This window comes from Rhizobium esperanzae, from assembly GCF_002204185.1.
Lineage (GTDB): Bacteria > Pseudomonadota > Alphaproteobacteria > Rhizobiales > Rhizobiaceae > Rhizobium > Rhizobium esperanzae.
The window spans coordinates 310,066-325,720 of the sequence record NZ_MXPU01000007.1 but is presented as its reverse complement, the minus strand read 5'-3'; the positions used below and the strand labels follow the sequence as shown (position 1 = coordinate 325,720).

At 59.5% G+C, this 15,655-nt stretch carries 16 protein-coding genes and 5 tRNA genes; 9 read left to right on the top strand and 12 right to left on the bottom strand.

The window, feature by feature from the left end:
- Positions 1 to 162: 162 nt before the first annotated feature.
- Positions 163 to 2,013, bottom strand: coding sequence for a PHA/PHB synthase family protein (locus tag B5E41_RS13560; protein ID WP_245303091.1), 1,851 nt, complete (start codon positions 2,011 to 2,013; stop codon positions 163 to 165).
- A gap of 146 nt (positions 2,014 to 2,159) precedes the next feature.
- Between B5E41_RS13560 and B5E41_RS13555 the strand changes: the two genes are divergently transcribed.
- The 5 genes from B5E41_RS13555 to recJ all read left to right on the top strand — a co-directional run bounded on the left by B5E41_RS13555 (position 2,160) and on the right by recJ (position 7,684).
- Positions 2,160 to 2,573, top strand: coding sequence for a hypothetical protein (locus tag B5E41_RS13555; protein WP_088394287.1), 414 nt, complete (start codon positions 2,160 to 2,162; stop codon positions 2,571 to 2,573).
- A gap of 221 nt (positions 2,574 to 2,794) precedes the next feature.
- Positions 2,795 to 4,012, top strand: coding sequence for an LL-diaminopimelate aminotransferase (locus tag B5E41_RS13550; protein ID WP_088394285.1), 1,218 nt, complete (start codon positions 2,795 to 2,797; stop codon positions 4,010 to 4,012).
- Positions 4,013 to 4,074: 62 nt separating this feature from the next.
- Positions 4,075 to 5,400, top strand: coding sequence for a homoserine dehydrogenase (locus B5E41_RS13545; protein WP_088394283.1), 1,326 nt, complete (start codon positions 4,075 to 4,077; stop codon positions 5,398 to 5,400).
- Between the two features lie 155 nt (positions 5,401 to 5,555).
- The gene (locus tag B5E41_RS13540) at positions 5,556 to 5,801 is read left to right on the top strand and encodes a hypothetical protein (protein ID WP_088394281.1); all 246 of its coding nucleotides are present in this window, start codon (positions 5,556 to 5,558) and stop codon (positions 5,799 to 5,801) included.
- Between the two features lie 80 nt (positions 5,802 to 5,881).
- Positions 5,882 to 7,684, top strand: a complete 1,803-nt coding sequence (gene recJ / locus B5E41_RS13535) for a single-stranded-DNA-specific exonuclease RecJ (RefSeq protein WP_088394279.1) — start codon at positions 5,882 to 5,884, stop codon at positions 7,682 to 7,684.
- Positions 7,685 to 7,728: 44 nt separating this feature from the next.
- On the opposite strand, the gene B5E41_RS13530 is transcribed toward recJ, so the two are convergent.
- The 5 genes from B5E41_RS13530 to gloA all read right to left on the bottom strand — a co-directional run bounded on the left by B5E41_RS13530 (position 7,729) and on the right by gloA (position 10,086).
- A tRNA-Glu gene (locus tag B5E41_RS13530) sits at positions 7,729 to 7,803 on the bottom strand.
- A gap of 176 nt (positions 7,804 to 7,979) precedes the next feature.
- Positions 7,980 to 8,054: transfer RNA gene (locus B5E41_RS13525), tRNA-Glu, on the bottom strand.
- A 75-nt stretch (positions 8,055 to 8,129) separates the two neighbouring features.
- A tRNA-Glu gene (locus B5E41_RS13520) sits at positions 8,130 to 8,204 on the bottom strand.
- A gap of 198 nt (positions 8,205 to 8,402) precedes the next feature.
- Positions 8,403 to 9,458 (bottom strand): YcbK family protein, encoded by a 1,056-nt coding sequence (locus B5E41_RS13515; protein WP_425350131.1) that lies wholly within the window; start codon positions 9,456 to 9,458, stop codon positions 8,403 to 8,405.
- Positions 9,459 to 9,645: 187 nt separating this feature from the next.
- The gene (gene gloA, locus B5E41_RS13510; RefSeq protein WP_064810230.1) at positions 9,646 to 10,086 is read right to left on the bottom strand and encodes a lactoylglutathione lyase; all 441 of its coding nucleotides are present in this window, start codon (positions 10,084 to 10,086) and stop codon (positions 9,646 to 9,648) included.
- Positions 10,087 to 10,280: 194 nt separating this feature from the next.
- Between gloA and B5E41_RS13505 the strand changes: the two genes are divergently transcribed.
- The gene (locus B5E41_RS13505; RefSeq protein ID WP_088394275.1) at positions 10,281 to 10,859 is read left to right on the top strand and encodes a cold-shock protein; all 579 of its coding nucleotides are present in this window, start codon (positions 10,281 to 10,283) and stop codon (positions 10,857 to 10,859) included.
- A gap of 1 nt (position 10,860) precedes the next feature.
- Positions 10,861 to 11,346, top strand: a complete 486-nt coding sequence (locus B5E41_RS13500) for a DUF192 domain-containing protein (protein WP_088394273.1) — start codon at positions 10,861 to 10,863, stop codon at positions 11,344 to 11,346.
- 72 nt (positions 11,347 to 11,418) lie between these two features.
- Here the strand turns inward: B5E41_RS13500 and B5E41_RS13495 are convergent.
- Positions 11,419 to 11,495, bottom strand: a tRNA-Pro gene (locus tag B5E41_RS13495).
- A 669-nt stretch (positions 11,496 to 12,164) separates the two neighbouring features.
- On the opposite strand from B5E41_RS13495, the gene B5E41_RS13490 reads away from it, so the two are divergent.
- Together B5E41_RS13490 and B5E41_RS13485 are read left to right on the top strand one after the other, a co-directional pair.
- On the top strand, positions 12,165 to 12,470 hold the full coding sequence (locus tag B5E41_RS13490; RefSeq protein WP_008526983.1) for an ETC complex I subunit: 306 nt from the start codon (positions 12,165 to 12,167) through the stop codon (positions 12,468 to 12,470).
- A 57-nt stretch (positions 12,471 to 12,527) separates the two neighbouring features.
- Positions 12,528 to 12,604 (top strand) — tRNA-Arg (locus tag B5E41_RS13485).
- Positions 12,605 to 12,674: 70 nt separating this feature from the next.
- On the opposite strand, the gene B5E41_RS13480 is transcribed toward B5E41_RS13485, so the two are convergent.
- The 5 genes from B5E41_RS13480 to B5E41_RS31280 all read right to left on the bottom strand — a co-directional run bounded on the left by B5E41_RS13480 (position 12,675) and on the right by B5E41_RS31280 (position 15,476).
- Entirely contained in the window at positions 12,675 to 13,397 is a 723-nt protein-coding gene (locus B5E41_RS13480) for a tyrosine-type recombinase/integrase (RefSeq protein ID WP_245303089.1), read from the bottom strand.
- Positions 13,398 to 13,693: 296 nt separating this feature from the next.
- A complete protein-coding gene (locus tag B5E41_RS13475) occupies positions 13,694 to 13,933 on the bottom strand; it encodes a hypothetical protein (protein WP_088394271.1) in 240 nt (79 codons plus the stop codon).
- Positions 13,930 to 14,454, bottom strand: coding sequence for a DUF1643 domain-containing protein (locus tag B5E41_RS13470; RefSeq protein ID WP_245303088.1), 525 nt, complete (start codon positions 14,452 to 14,454; stop codon positions 13,930 to 13,932). The genes B5E41_RS13475 and B5E41_RS13470 overlap by 4 nt, the downstream gene beginning before the upstream one ends.
- A gap of 314 nt (positions 14,455 to 14,768) precedes the next feature.
- Positions 14,769 to 14,996: a hypothetical protein gene (locus B5E41_RS13460; RefSeq protein WP_088394266.1), complete on the bottom strand. Its 228-nt coding sequence runs from the start codon at positions 14,994 to 14,996 to the stop codon at positions 14,769 to 14,771.
- Positions 14,997 to 15,176: 180 nt separating this feature from the next.
- Positions 15,177 to 15,476: a hypothetical protein gene (locus B5E41_RS31280; RefSeq protein ID WP_141098766.1), complete on the bottom strand. Its 300-nt coding sequence runs from the start codon at positions 15,474 to 15,476 to the stop codon at positions 15,177 to 15,179.
- Positions 15,477 to 15,655 lie beyond the last annotated feature (179 nt).

Genomic DNA, 15,655 nt, shown 5'->3' with positions numbered 1-15,655 from the left:
TGACTAAAACTTCGCCGGGGCCGGTAAGGGCGCAAAGGGGCCGAATTTAGGCCGCTTGCGACTTCCGACTGTTTCGCGAGGATGACGAATTATGGTTTCTAATTTGTTTACGCGATATCGCTGTTTCTTGGGATGTCTCAAAAAGAGATGCCTGCCGGCGTCTCAGGTGCGTTCCATCACATAACTTCCCGGTGCTTCCTCGATCGCGTTCAGCGCATCGCCGCCGGGTTTGCGCGCCGCAACGCGTCTGCCGTCCTGCGTCTCGATCCAGGTCTGCCAATGCGGCCACCACGACCCCGCCGTCTCGGTGGCCCGCTCGAGCCAGGTCTCGTAGTCGCCCTTGGCCGGGCCACCCGTCCAGAACTGGTATTTCTTCTTGTCGGGCGGGTTCACGACGCCAGCGATATGTCCCGAGCCGGTGACGACGAATTCCACCTTGCCGCCGAAGAACTGACTGCCGAGGAAGACCGATTTTGCAGGCGCGATGTGGTCCTCGCGCGTGGCGAGATTATAGATCGGGATCTTCACATCCTTCAGCGATATGCGCTTGCCGTCGAGGATCATCTCGTTCTGCGTCAACGCATTGCGGAGATAGCAGTTTCGCAGGTAGAAGGCGTGGTTTGCCGCCGCCATGCGGGTCGAATCGGCGTTCCAGAACAACAGGTCGAAGGGCAGGGGCTCCTGACCCTTGAGGTAGCTGTTGACGAAATAAGGCCAGATCAGCTCGGAAGCGCGCAGCATGTTGAAGGCCATCGACATCTTCGTGCCGTCGAGATAGCCGGCCGCCTTCATATGCTCTTCGAGCGCGGCAAGCTGCTCCTCGTCGACGAAGACCTTGAGATCACCGGCATGGGTGAAATCGACCTGCGTTGTGAAGAGCGTGGCGGTCTTGATGCGCCGGTTTTTCTCCTTGGCGTGCAGCGCCAGTGTCGCCGCCAGCAGCGTGCCGCCGACGCAGTAGCCGACGGCGTTGACGTCCTTCTCGCCGGTCGCCTTCTCGATCGTATCGAGCGCGAAATCGACGCCCTCGCGGGCATAGGCGCCCCAGTCCTTCTCCGCGTGACGCGCATCCGGGTTGACCCAGGATATGACGAAGACGGTCTGGCCCTGGTCCACGCACCATTTGATGAAGGATTTCTGCGGGTTGAGATCAAGAATATAGAACTTGTTGATCCAGGGCGGGCAGATCAGCAGCGGCCGCTTCAGAACGGTTTCGGTCGAGGCTTCGTACTGGATGATCTGGCAGATATCGTTCTGGGCGATGACTTTGCCCGGCGTCAGCGCCATGTCGCGGCCGACAGCGAATTTCGTCATGTCCGTCTGTCGAAGGCGAAGCTCGCCGTTGCCCGCAGCGATGTCCTCGGCGAGCATCTTCATGCCGCGCACCAGGTTTTCGCCGTTGCTTGCGATCGTCTCGCGGTAAAGCTGCGGGTTGGTAGCGATGAAGTTGCTCGGCGAAAGGGCTGCCGTGATCTGCTTCACGTAGAATCCAGCCTTGTGCTTGGTGTGCTCGTCGAGGCCGTCGGTCTCCGACACCAGCTTGTCCACCCAATCGCTCGTGACGAAATAGACCTGGCGGAGGAAATCGAAGAACGGATTTTTATGCCAATCCTCGTCCGAAAAGCGCTTGTCCTTGCGGGTGTCGGGCTCGGGCGGCAGGGGTTCGCCCTGCACGCGCTGCATCGAGCGCATCCAGATGCCGAAGAACGAGGACATCAGCTGGGTCTGCGCCTCGAAGGTGCGACGGGGATCGGAAATCCAGTATTCGCTGACCTTGGAAAGCGTTTTGACCATGTCGGTCATGGGATCGATGGCGGTTTCGCTGATCTCGCCGCGTTCGCGCGGCGCAAGCCAGGCCGAGGCGGCCTGGCCGAGATTTTCGAGCGCCCGGGCGAAATTCATCGCCATGGTCTCGGGATCCTTCAACAGATAGGGTTCGAGATCGGTCGCGTCGAAACCGGTCTTGTCGCCATTCTTCTGGCCGCCACTCTCCTGCTTGCTGTCGGTCACCATTTCCTCCGGCGGCAGCACTCTTTTTATCCGTTTGTTGTACATCGTGACCGAACGAGAAAACAAGTTCCACCCGCATCGGCTCGTGCTATTGCTTTGTGGCTGCGACAAATTTAACAGTCGAAGCAATCAGAACTGGATTTTGAGGCATGATCGAGAACGGCATTCGGCGCATCGCAACCTTCAACCGTACCGCGTTGATCTGCGCCGCGGCGGCGATGACCCTTGCCGGATGCAATCTGACGGCGGAGGAAAAAGCCGCCGCCGCCGCCAAGCGAGCGGCGCCGACAGCCGTCGTCATGCCGGCAACCAAGGGCGAGGCGGTTGAAGGCGGTCTGATGAAATCACCGGACGGCTATCCGAATTTCGGCGCGCCGCTGACGGCCGCCAATGTCCAGATGAGCGATGAGCAGGCGGCCGAACTGCAGCATCAGTTGACCGCGCTTGCTGCCCGGCGCAAGTCGGGCACGATCTCGGAAGCCGAATATCAGGCCAAGGTCACCGAAATGCGCCGCCTTGCCGCCGAGCACGGTGCGCAGACGCTCTCTGAAATCTCCAAATAAGCCTTGCCTTTCAGGCAAATTGGACGCAAAGCCTTCCGGATGGATCGGAAGATGCGATTTTGCCGATAATGCGTGGTTGTGCGGCCTTTCCGTCAAAGATTTGCCGCTTGGCTTGGGTCTGATGAATACGGCGCTGCGATTGTGAAGTTCGTGTCGCAGCCGCCGGGAGACGGAACGAACTTCGACCGCGGCCCGAAAGCCGCCTTTCCACGGGGAATGAAATGGAAGAGTTTCACAAAGTCCGGCGTTTGCCGCCTTATGTTTTCGAACAGGTCAACCGTTTGAAAGCAAGCGCGCGAGCGGGCGGCGCCGATATCATCGATCTCGGCATGGGAAACCCTGACCTTCCGACTCCCCAGGCGATCGTCGACAAGCTGTGCGAGGTTGTACAGGATCCGCGCACGCACCGTTATTCCTCCTCCAAGGGCATTCCGGGCCTGCGCCGCGCCCAGGCCGCCTATTATGCCCGCCGTTTTGGCGTCAAGCTCAATCCGGATACGCAGGTGGTCGCCACCCTCGGCTCTAAGGAAGGCTTCGCCAATATGGCGCAGGCGATCACCGCGCCCGGCGACGTGATCCTCTGCCCTAATCCCACCTATCCGATCCATGCCTTCGGCTTCCTGATGGCCGGCGGCGTGATCCGCTCGATGTCGGTGGAGCCGGACGAGACCTTCTTCCCGCCGCTCGAGCGCGCGGTCCGCCATTCGATCCCGAAGCCTTTGGCGCTGATCCTCAACTATCCCTCGAACCCGACGGCCTTTGTCGCGACGCTCGATTTCTACAAGGACGTCGTCGCCTTCGCCAAGAAGCACGACATCATCGTGCTCTCCGACCTTGCCTATTCGGAGATCTACTTCGACGGCGCCCCGCCGCCGTCGGTTCTCGAAGTGCCGGGCGCGATGGATGTGACCGTCGAGTTCACCTCGATGTCGAAGACCTTCTCCATGCCCGGCTGGCGCATGGGCTTTGCCGTCGGCAACGAGCGGCTGATCGCGGCGCTCACCCGCGTTAAATCCTATCTCGACTACGGCGCCTTCACGCCGATCCAGGTAGCGGCGACCCATGCGCTGAATGGCGATGGTTCCGACATTGCCGAAGTCCGCAACGTCTATAAACGTCGCCGCGACGTCATGGTCGAAAGCTTCGGCAAGGCCGGCTTCGACGTGCCGCCGCCGGCTGCCACCATGTTCGCCTGGGCGAAGATCCCGGAAAAGTTCCGTCATCTCGGTTCGCTTGAATTTTCCAAGCTCTTGGTCGAGAAGGCCGACGTCGCCGTTGCTCCGGGCATCGGCTTCGGCGAGATGGGCGACGACTATGTCCGTCTGGCGCTTGTCGAGAATGAACACCGCATCCGTCAGGCTGCGCGCAACATCAAGAAGTTCATGTCGACGGCAGACCAGACGATGCATAACGTCATCTCGCTCAACGCCCACCGTTAATTCCAACTCTTGGGCAGCCGCGTTCGGCGGCTGCCGCCACACAGACATTTCAGGATCGATCCATGGCAGATGCCCTCAAAATCGGCATTGCGGGCTTAGGCACCGTTGGCGCCTCGCTTGTCCGCATCATTCAGCAGAAGAGCAACGAGCTTGCCGTCACCTGCGGGCGTCCGATCATCATCACGGCGGTCTCCGCGCGTGACAAAACAAGGGACCGCGGGGTCGATCTTTCCGCTGTGACCTGGTTCGACCGGCCAGAAGAGCTTGCCGAAAAGGGCGACATCGACGTCTTCGTCGAACTGATCGGCGGCGCCGAAGGGGCGGCCAACGTTTCGGTGCGCATGGCACTGCAGCGTGGTCTCCATGTGGTGACAGCCAACAAGGCGCTGCTTGCCTATCACGGAGTCGAGCTTGCGACGATCGCCGAAGAGAAGGGCTCGCTCCTGAATTTCGAAGCGGCGGTCGCCGGCGGCATCCCCGTCATCAAGGCGCTGCGCGAATCGCTGACGGGCAATGCCGTTTCGCGCATCTACGGCATCATGAACGGCACCTGCAATTACATCCTGACCAAGATGGAGAAGGAGGGGCTTTCCTTCGCCGAATGCCTCAAGGAAGCGCAGCGGCTGGGTTATGCCGAGGCCGATCCCGCCTTCGATATCGAAGGCAACGATACCGCCCACAAGCTTGCAATCCTGACGACGCTTGCCTTCGGCAATCGCATCGCGGCCGACGACATCTATCTCGAAGGCATCACCAATATCTCGATCGAGGACATCCACGCCGCCGCCGAACTCGGTTACCGCATCAAGCTGCTCGGCGTTGCCCAGCGCACCGAGACCGGCATCGAACAGCGTGTACACCCGACCATGGTCCCGGTCGATTCTGTCATCGCCCAAGTCGACGGCGTTACCAATGCGGTAGCAATTGAGTCCGACGTCCTCGGCGAACTGCTGATGGTCGGTCCAGGCGCCGGCGGCAATGCGACGGCCTCGTCCGTGCTTGGCGACATCGCCGATATCGCCAAGAGCCAACCGGGCGCTCAGCGCGTGCCGGTGCTCGGCCATCCCGCAAAGGCGCTGGAGCCTTACCGCAAGGCGCAGATGCAGAGCCACGAGGGCGGATATTTTATCCGCCTGACTGTGCTCGACCGCACCGGCGTCTTTGCAAGCGTCGCCACCCGCATGGCGGAAAACCACATCTCGCTCGAATCGATCGTTCAGCGCTCTACGCAGCACCTGGCCCCATCGCATCACCAGACGATCATTCTCGTCACCCATGCGACGATGGAAGAGTCGGTGCGCAAGGCGGTCGCCTCGATAAAGTCGGAAGGCTATCTCTTCGGCGAGCCGCAGGTGATTCGTATCGAACGGCCGAAAGAAGAAGCTTAAGCATTTTTCGTCTGAGAGTATGAGCCCGCTCTGTCTCTGGCAGGGCGCTTTTTCTGTTAATCGTTCAGCCTCCCTGCGGAAGTCTATATTACCAAATGCCGAAATATTGCTATAAATAAAACCACAGATGGTGAGTCGCCGGCGTGGAGTATTTCATGAGCAAGGACAGCCACGCCGGAAAGGAGCATGGCAGCCCGAGCAAGGTGCCGCCAGCCCGCCCTGATATATTTGCAGACGTCCTCAAGCCGATGCGTCCTGACATTCGGGACGACAGCCATGACGAGGCCCTTGACGATGAACACACGGAAGGCCGCAACTGGGCCATTCTGCTGACGCTGTTTTCGGTCTTGTTGGTGCAAATCGGTGGCATCGCCGTGATCGTCTGGCTGATCTTCTGGTAAAAATCCGTGTCTGCAAATCCGTCGCTATGTTATCTCCGCTGCTCCTGTAGAAAGAACAGATGAAGTCAGCGGAGTTTGGAATGGCAGATCTCGTCGATCCGGTACAGCGCGCGTTTCTTGGCGTGGAGAGATCCGCACTCGACAATCGCTGGGTTGCAAGACTCGACCAGGCCGGCCAGAACCGGGCGCTTGCCATGGCGCAGGTTCACGGGCTGCCGGATCTGATCGCCCGGGTTCTCGCAGGACGCGGCGTCCCGGTTGACGAAGCGATCGAATTCCTCGATCCGACAATCCGCAGCCTGATGCCCGATCCCCACACACTGACCGATTGCGAGAAGGCGGCAACCCGCCTCGTGCGTGCGATCGAGCGCGGCGAGAGCGTGGCGATTTTCGGCGATTACGACGTCGACGGGGCGGCCTCCTCGGCGCTGATGTTCCGCTTTCTCAGCCATTTCGGGGTCAAGGCGAACATCTACATTCCCGACCGCATCTTTGAAGGTTATGGCCCCAATCCGGCGGCGATCAACCAGCTGATCGACAATGGCGCCCGGCTGATCGTCACCGTCGATTGCGGCTCCACCAGTCACGACGCGCTTGCCGCCGCTGCTGCGCGCAATATCGATGTCGTCGTCATCGATCACCACCAGGTGACACATGAGCTGCCGCCCTGCCATGCGCTCGTCAATCCCAATCGCGAGGACGATCTGTCGGGGCAGGGGCATCTTTGCGCGGCCGGCGTCGTCTTCATGGTGCTGGTCGCGACATTGCGGCTGCTGCGCGCGGCCGGCAACAAACAGATCCTGGCGCTCGACCTGCTGCAATGGCTTGACATCGTGGCGCTTGCGACGGTCTGCGATGTCGTGCCGCTGAAGGGGCTCAATCGCGCCTATGTGGTCAAGGGGCTGGTTGCTGCCCGCCACCAGAGCAATGCCGGGCTTGCCGCACTCTTCCGCAAGGCGGGACTCGCAGGCCCCGTGACGCCTTATCATTTCGGCTTTCTGATCGGCCCGCGCATCAATGCCGGTGGACGGATTGGTGACGCCGCACTCGGAAGCCGCCTGCTGACGCTCGATGATGCCGGCGAGGCGGAGGTGATCGCGCAGCGCCTCGACGAGCTCAACCGTGAACGTCAGGCGATGGAGGCGATGATGCTGCAGGAGGCGGAAGCCGAGGCGCTTGCCGAATACGGCGACGGCGAGGGCGCCTCCGTCATCGTCACCGCCCATGAGAAGTGGCATCCAGGCATCGTCGGGCTGATCGCCGCGCGGCTGAAGGAGAAATTTAAACGGCCCGCCTTCGCGATCGCTTTCGATCCCTCCGGCCGCGGCACCGGCTCAGGCCGCTCCATCAATGGCTTCGACATGGGCAGGATGGTGCGGGCTGCGGTCGAGGAGGGCATCCTGGTCAAGGGCGGCGGCCATGCCATGGCGGCGGGGCTGACGGTCGAGCGCGCCGATCTCGGCAGGTTGAGAACCTTCTTTACCGAGAAGGCCGCACGGACAGTGGCGAGCCTCGTCGCCAACGAGACATTGAAGATCGATGGCGCAATCGGCGCAAGCGGCGCCACGCTTGAACTCATTGACCGCCTGGAAGCCGCCGGCCCCTATGGCTCCGGCCACGCCCAGCCGCTTTTTGCGGTACCGGCGCATCGGGTACGAGATGCTCGCCTGGTCGGCGAGAAACATGTGAAGGTGACTCTGGAGGCGATGGACGGGTCGCGGCTCGATGGAATCGCCTTCCGCGCCGCCGATACCGGCCTCGGCAATCTTCTCATCAATTCACGCGGCGCGAGCCTCCATGTCGCAGGCTCGCTCGGCGCCGAACATTATCAAGGCGCGCGCCGCATCCAGCTGCGCGTCTGCGATGCAGCGCCGGCGAAATAGAGCGGTCACGAAAAACGGGTGGCGAATGAGCAAATTAAAGGAAGTGGCACGCCCTAGGGGAGTCGAACCCCTCTTCCCAGAATGAAAATCTGGTGTCCTAACCGATAGACGAAGGGCGCTTCCTTCGTGGTGGCGCCCTTATAGTCAGCACCTTCGAAAGCCGCAAGCGCCAAGGCGCGAAAAAATCACAGTTTTTGCCGATTTTTTTTAGCTGTGGAAAACCATGGCGCTACGGGGCGGCGGATGGCTGGAAATATCGAACCGACGGGGTGGTTGGCGGCAATCATAAGCTCGATGGTACGCCCTAGGGGAGTCGAACCCCTCTTTACAGAATGAGAATCTGTCGTCCTAACCGATAGACGAAGGGCGCAGGCCAGCCTCGTTAAAATAGGCGTGCGCGCCGGCTTCTGCAAGCGGATGTGATAGCTTCTATATGGAGGGAAAGTGGCACGCCCTAGGGGAGTCGAACCCCTCTTCCCAGAATGAAAATCTGGTGTCCTAACCGATAGACGAAGGGCGCTTCCTTCGTGGTGGCGCCCTTATAGTCAGCACCTTCGAAAGCCGCAAGCGGCAAATTCGATTTTTTTCAAAAAAATGACAGATATTCCGACGGCCGTGGTATTTCAGATTACTGCTGCCGAATCAAAGGCTTGTACGGCCTGCAAGAAGCAGATGAAGTTCAGCTGACCTTAGGTGAGGGAACTTCGCGCCGACGATGTTAGATCGCTCGTGCGGTGGTTACGGGCGCCCGTTTGCCGCCGCAGCCCCAGTTCCAGTCGCGGGTCTTGCCGGTGTCGAGGTGGACCGAGTCGGTGTGGCAATAGGTGCCGACCCCGCCGCGATCCGGCAAGGAGCGGATATAGGCGGCGATATCCCACTTGGACACGCCGTCGATCTGAATGTCTGCGGCCTCACAGCTCTTGTGCATCGATTCATCGGCACCACCGACCAGGCGGTTATGTTCTTCGTCGCGATAGCCTGATGTGACGATGACGGGCCGGCCGAAATGGTTCTCGACCGTCTTGATCACTTTCAGCAGGTCCGGCTTGAAGCAGCCGACCTCGACATTGTCGTTCTGGACGTGCAGCCCGTTCGGCGCGACTCGCGTCATGCCGGGCAGGGCGGCTTTGTGCAGGAGGCCGGAAAGACTGCCGAGCAGGTTCTGCTTCGGTGCGCTGTAAAGCGCGTTTGTCGTCGAGGCCGGGATACCGCCCGTCGCCAGCGAGGCTGTTTGTACGGGCGCAGGCTGCGTGCCGGAATTTTCAGACGATTGCTGCGGCAGCACCGGGGCGGCCTGCTGTGAGGGCATGATCGGCTGGCTGTAGACGCTGCTTTTTGCGGGTGCCACTCCCTCCGTCGGCGCATAAGCCTGCGGCTGGATGACGGTGGACGTGCTGTTGTTCTGTGGCGGCGGCTGGTGATCCGAAAAGATGCTTATCGCCTGCGCGTTGATCCGTGTCGACTGCATGACGAGCCCGCCTATATTGGCAGGCGCCGCCATTGCCGGATCGGCCGGCGGGACGGCGGCATTCGCATCCCCTGCCACGACTTGTGGCGCGGCTTGGGCGCCGGAGACATTGATGAGCCGCGGGTCGGTATAGACCGAGCGCGGGGCAGATTTCACCGGCGCCGTTGCGCCAAGTTGTGGCGCTGCAGCCACCGTCGCCGGAACCGCAGGAGTCGCCGCTGCGGAATCGAGCGTCTTCTTGTTCGATACGCAGCCCGACAGCGCCAACATCGAGGTGGCGATCAGCAATGCGCCGGTAATGGGCATCCGCGTCTCAATATTACCCAAGCAATCGGTCTCCGGTTGATGCGAAAAACAGCGAAATATCGCCATCCTCCGCTTCGATTCACCGGGAGATTGCCTGCGGGGCCGGGTCGCGGCAAGCGCCAAGGCGCCGGCCGGACCCGAAATCGCAAAAGCCGCAAGTTTCGCAAAAGCCTTGCGGCCAAAACCCTTACCAGGCGCCGGTATTGCCCATGGAAGCCCAGGGTTCGGCGGCCGGAAGCGGGCTTCCCTTCTGCAGAATTTCGATCGAAATGCCGTCGGGCGAGCGCACGAAGGCCATGTTGCCGTCGCGCGGCGGCCGGTTGATGGTAATGCCGTTATCCATCAGCTTTTGGCAGATCGCGTAAATATCATCCACCTCATAGGCGAGGTGGCCGAAATTGCGTCCTCCGCTATAATCCTCCGTATCCCAGTTGTAGGTGAGCTCGAGGCAGGGCGCTTTTTCGCTGCGCGCACGGTCGAGATCGTCGCGAGCGGCCAGGAAAACCAGGGTAAAGCGGCCCTTCTCGTTTTCGTGGCGGCGAATCTCCTCTAGTCCGAACAGCGAGGTATAGAAGGCAAGCGAAGCGTCCAGATCTTTGACGCGAACCATCGTATGAAGATAACGCATTCTATCTACTCCTTTATAGGGGCTGGCCTTTTCGGCGAGCCGAGGTCAGCTTCGGGCAAGTCATCTTTATAAAATGTGCAGCTGGGAATAACCGAAAACTAGGACTTGCGCTTATCCGTTACCAAGATGTTAATCTTGATTTCAAGAATCAGTTAACCGTAACAGTGTGACGCGTATTCGAGGGGCTGGCGATAATGGCTGATAGGATTTCATCGAACGCATACACCGATGTCGACGAGCTGTCGTCAGAAGCGGTCGATCTTGTCGAAATCACCGGTGTCGTCAAGTGGTTCGACGTCGCCAAGGGCTTCGGCTTCATCGTGCCTGATAACGGCATGCAGGATGTTCTCCTGCACGTGACCTGCCTGCGCCGCGACGGCTACCAGACGATCCTCGAGGGCACGCGCATCGTCGCTCTCGTCCAGCGCCGCGAGCGCGGCTACCAGGCTTTCAAGATCCTCTCGATGGATCAGTCGACTGCCGTTCATCCCTCGCAGTTGCCGCCGGTGCGCACCCATGTGCAGGTCACCGCCACGAGTGGGCTCGAGCGTGCGCTTGTCAAGTGGTTCAACCGCACCAAGGGCTTCGGTTTCCTGACGCGCGGTGAGGGCACCGAAGACATTTTTGTGCACATGGAAACGCTGCGCCGCTTTGGGCTGACGGAGCTGCGCCCCGGCCAGGTGGTCCTCGTCCGCTTCGGCGATGGCGAAAAGGGCCTGATGGCCGCAGAGATCCATCCCGACGTTCCGAGCCCGGCAAGCCGGTCGCACTGACATGCGCGGCATCGTCCTGTTTCATGCGATCAGAAGCGCCGTCATGGCGCTTTTTTTCTTGGTCGCCCTGCCGGCTTTGGCTGACGAGGAGATCCGGTTCGACAAGGAGCCGCTGCTCATCCAGACAGCCGCCGGAAAGATGCTGCATTTTACCGTCGAGGTCGCCGCCACCGGTGATCAGCGCGCCCGCGGACTGATGTTTCGCAAGTCGATGGCTGATGACGCCGGCATGATTTTCGATTTCGGGCAAACACGGCGCGTTGCCATGTGGATGGAGAACACCATCCTGCCGCTCGACATGCTCTTTGCCGACGACACCGGCACGATCCGCCACATCAAGGAAAACGCAAAACCCTATTCACGCGACATCATCGATTCGATGAGCCCGGTGAAATACGTCGTCGAACTCAATGCCGGCATCGTCGGCAAACTCGGAATCGAGCCAGGCGACAGAATCGTCAGCGCCACGACGACGAAGGCGAAGTGACGGTACGTAAGCTCGCGGGTGCACCAGCTGCGATGCAGGTATCAAGAAATTGATGGATATCAGGATATTGAATGGTCGGAGTGGAGAGATTCGAACTCCCGACCCTCTGGTCCCAAACCAGATGCGCTACCAGACTGCGCTACACTCCGTGCCGTGATTGGCAGCGGGAATACACGGTTCACTTCGCCGTCGCAACCCATAAATCCAGCTGTCGCCGGAGATTTCTCACCAGGCCTGTGGACGCAAGGGGAAAATCCCCGCCTGCCGTCAATTTACTTGTGAGGCGCAATTGGACGTCAGGGCGATCAGCCTTAGCCGCGGGCGATCAGGCCGATATATTGGGCATAGCTGATAGCGAGATAGAAGAAAGCGGTGATGCCAGCTCCTATCATAATGGCATTGAACTCTGTCGAACGTCTCATCATGCGTGCATCCACTGAAGCCGATTGAGCCGCAAACTAGTGCCCATGGCCGGCTGCGGCAATCAGCTTGTGATCACAACATGAGACAATTGGTAATATTGCGCAATGGCCTGGAATTCCTGCGGATTTAGGTGGATGGCAAGCGACATGAGGGATGAATGTGCTGAGCCGCCCGAGTTAACGATAAGCCTGCTCCCCAACACATTGGCGTATTGTCGGTGTGGCTGTGGCGGCGGCGTCGCGATCCGCTTTTTTCTTGAAAAAACGGGGATTCGCGGATAAGCAAAATTCAACTCTTCGCGTTATCGCAAACGACGAAGCAAGGGCCCGGCAACGGGATTGAGACCATGAAAGGCGGGGGCGCTCTGTCCTCGCATATTCGGAGATGCCGCAGTCATGTCTGCCAAGATCTATCGTCCTGCTAAGACCGCCATGCAGTCCGGCAAGGCCAAGACCCATCTCTGGGTGCTTGAATTCGATCAGGAGTCGCCGCGCAAGATCGATCCGATCATGGGCTACACCTCCTCGGGTGACATGCGCCAGCAGGTAAAGCTCACCTTCGAAACGCAGGCACTTGCCGAAGCCTACGCCCAGCGCAACGGCATCGAATACCGCGTCATCGCGCCGAAGGACCCAGCCCGTCAGGTTGTGGCCTATCCGGATAATTTCCGCTATACCCGCACGCAACCCTGGACGCATTGAGATTTCTCGTCCACATATGGCGCATTCGGTCGCGCTCTTTAAACGTGACCGCCGGACGGCCCCTTAGCTCAGCTGGATAGAGCACCTGCCTTCTAAGCAGGTTGTCGCAGGTTCGATTCCTGCAGGGGTCGCCAACATTTTCAAGGACTTATGCAGCATTTTCTGGCGCCAATTTGAGCCAGTTTACAGCGTTTTCAGCGCCGTTTACTTTTTCTGTTTCCGCGATGTTCTTTCCATCCTCAGAATGACAGCATCGCTGGTCTGCTGATCGGTCGCCAGATAGTGCTTCTCCAGCACGCGCCCGACCTCTGCAATCGAGTGCCCGGTGATCGACGCGATTTGCTCCGTCGTCGATCCTTCCCGCCGGCGATCGGTGATGAAGGTTCCTCGCAAGTCGTGATACGTCACGCCCTCGATGCCCAGCCGATCGCATTCCTTCCCCCACGAAGTCTTGAATCCGCTCTTCGACCACGGCCGGCCGCGCGAGTTGTTCAGAATGCGCATTGTGTCTGTCGGAAGGGCGTCGAGAACAGCTTTTAGAGCGCTGTGAACCTTCACCCGAACTCGCTTCTTCGGCCTGCCCGGCTTGGATTTTCCCTGCTCGAACATCAGGTGCGTGCCGTCATATTGCTTCCAGGTGGCCAGCAACATATCGGCTTGGCGCTGCCCAGTGTGTATGGCCGTCTCAAAGGCGAGGAGCAGGTGAGGTTTGGCCTTCGCGCGGAAGAGGGCGATAAGTTCTGGCGTCCAGACATTTTCCTTGCGGGAGCCCGTGTAAAGCCGCTCGATCCCGGTGCAGGGGTTCTTCTCTATGATCTCCTCGTCGATCCCATAGGTATAGACCCGCGACAGGGAAAACAGCATCTGGTCTGCCGTGCGCGGGTGATCTGCAAAGGTGTGGTGCCACTTGCGAATCATCGCCTTCATGCCGCGCTGCTGCGTCAGCTTGAGCGGCAGCCGGGGCCATTCCTTGCGAATTTCCTTGAACGAGGACCTGTGGCTGTCTTGCGTCGTCTGGGCAAGAGCGGCAAAAGGCCGGACTATTTTCGAAGGCCTCGATCAGATCGCCAAGTGTCGTCACTTCGGAAGGAGCGCTCTCGGCGCGGTGCTTCAAAAGCTCCTCAGCAAACTCTTCCGTTCCAGGCGCCGACTTCATCTTCGGACCACCGCGCCAAGCATAATAGTGGATGCGAACCTCTCCGTTCGCAAGCGTGCGCTTGACCTTATGAATGCCTTTGAGCTTCACGAGCACGTTCCTGGTCTCTCCACGCTTGCCAATCGGCTAATGACGTGAAGTCTTCGGGTTTCATGTCAACCCTCTGCTGCTTGTGATTATCGGGAATATCGGGGGAAACCCGGATTATTTTCCCGTTGATCTCGATCTCGATACGCATGCCGGTCTCTTTGGCGACGGCGGCCATGCGCTTCAGGTCAGCGGATTTGACGATGGCGGCCTTGGTCATTCCCGCTCCCTCCCTTTCCTCAGGAATGTCGGCACCTCCCAAGGAACGAGCGGCGTGGCGTAAGCCAGCATCAGAGGATGACGCGGGTGTCCGTCGAGCGCCGTTCCCCAGCACATCGGCTTGGCGCCTGCGTCGGACAGAACGCCGAAGACCGATCGCCAACGGGTGCGCAGGGGCTTTGGAAGCTTCGAGAGCGGCCCCCAGGCCACAATGTGGATATCCGCACCTTTGACCGCCTGCGCTATATAGGCGTCGTTCTGCGGTCCGATAGGGTCATCCACGTGCCGCAGATCGCGAATATCCTTGGCAATGCGCGCGAATGGATTCCAAACGACAACCTTGCTGGCGCCGAGGCGGATGGCAAAGCCGTCGACCTTTGTCATGGTCTGGTCGTTGTTCTCGCCGTTGGCGAGCGACGGATTGACCATCCCGAGCGATATAACCGGCCCGGTCCCGCCGAATTCGTACTCAAGCAGGTAGCGAAACAGGCCGCATTCCGAGAAAACGGCGCGGCGCGTCATGAGGAGGTCACCCATTCACCTTCTCCTTCTTGGACGGCGTCGCACTCCAATTGAACGATCTCCAGCCCTAAGCAGTTTGTTTGTATGACCAAAGAGGAATTCTGCGAACGGTTCTGTCAACGCGTAACGCTCCATTGCCGCACCGGCCGCAGACCCTTTGGACTGGATCCCAAGGCCTACTGCGACAAGATCGCTCCAATCTATTGGCGCGAGTTGGGGAAGGAATTGAGCCCCGAGGAATGCGCCGATCAGGACGCTGCTTACTGGCCCTGACCAGCCCCTTAATTTTGAATCGGGAGTGGAGCCTCCAGCCGTCATCTCGTCTCCTCCGCCGGCTTGAAAAGAAGCTTTGGCGGCAATGCCTTCTTGGGCATGCGGCGCGCTGCCTTCTCGGACTGCGGGAACGGTGCGCCGCGGAGTTTGCGGGCCGACTGTTTCAAGCCGTTGGCGCAGTTGTAGACGCGTTTCGCCTTGGCGATCAGCGCGATATCATTGTTCGTCTTGCCGTTTTTGCCGCGGTGGCAGCATTCTTTGCCACGCAACTGACCTTCGGCGATCGCGATCTTGTGTTGCTTGTCAGCTTCCGGGCGAAGGCCCTCGGCTATGATGTGGTCGATCTCGTATGGGTTATGTCTATAATTCCCGGCACATGAACACGGCGGGATATGCAAATCTCGGCAATTTCGTCGCTGACAAGGTTGCGCAATATGCAGCCTGACAGGTCAAGGCAAAGGTCTGCGGGCACCAAAAAGCTTGAAAAATGATGTTGTAACTGCGTTGGCTATCAGTGCGACAGCGGAGGGCCTTTGGGCGATTGGAGGTAAGCCCATCACCACCCGCTGTTTGGGGGTCAATCTAACGGTGTCGACCATTGTCCACGCATTGCCTGCATCGACTTCGACAAGACCCAGCCAATGAGCTTCCTTTACGATTTCATCATCGGCCAGTCCAACGCCGTCGATCTTTCCGCCCCCGGATGCAGCAGCACGCAGGAGTTCGGCAAGTGTAGTTGGAGATTGCATTTTTTGCCCTGTAAGTCTCTTAACCCACTATCGGCATAGCAAGTTGCAAATTACGCGTAAATCGTGCGGCCCAGCATTGCTTGCAGAAACCCCAAAAAAGGTTAGCCGGTAAGGTTAAGCACTGCCGCCCAATCGACGAATTTGCAGCCGCTGACCTGACAAATGAATAAATAGTGGGT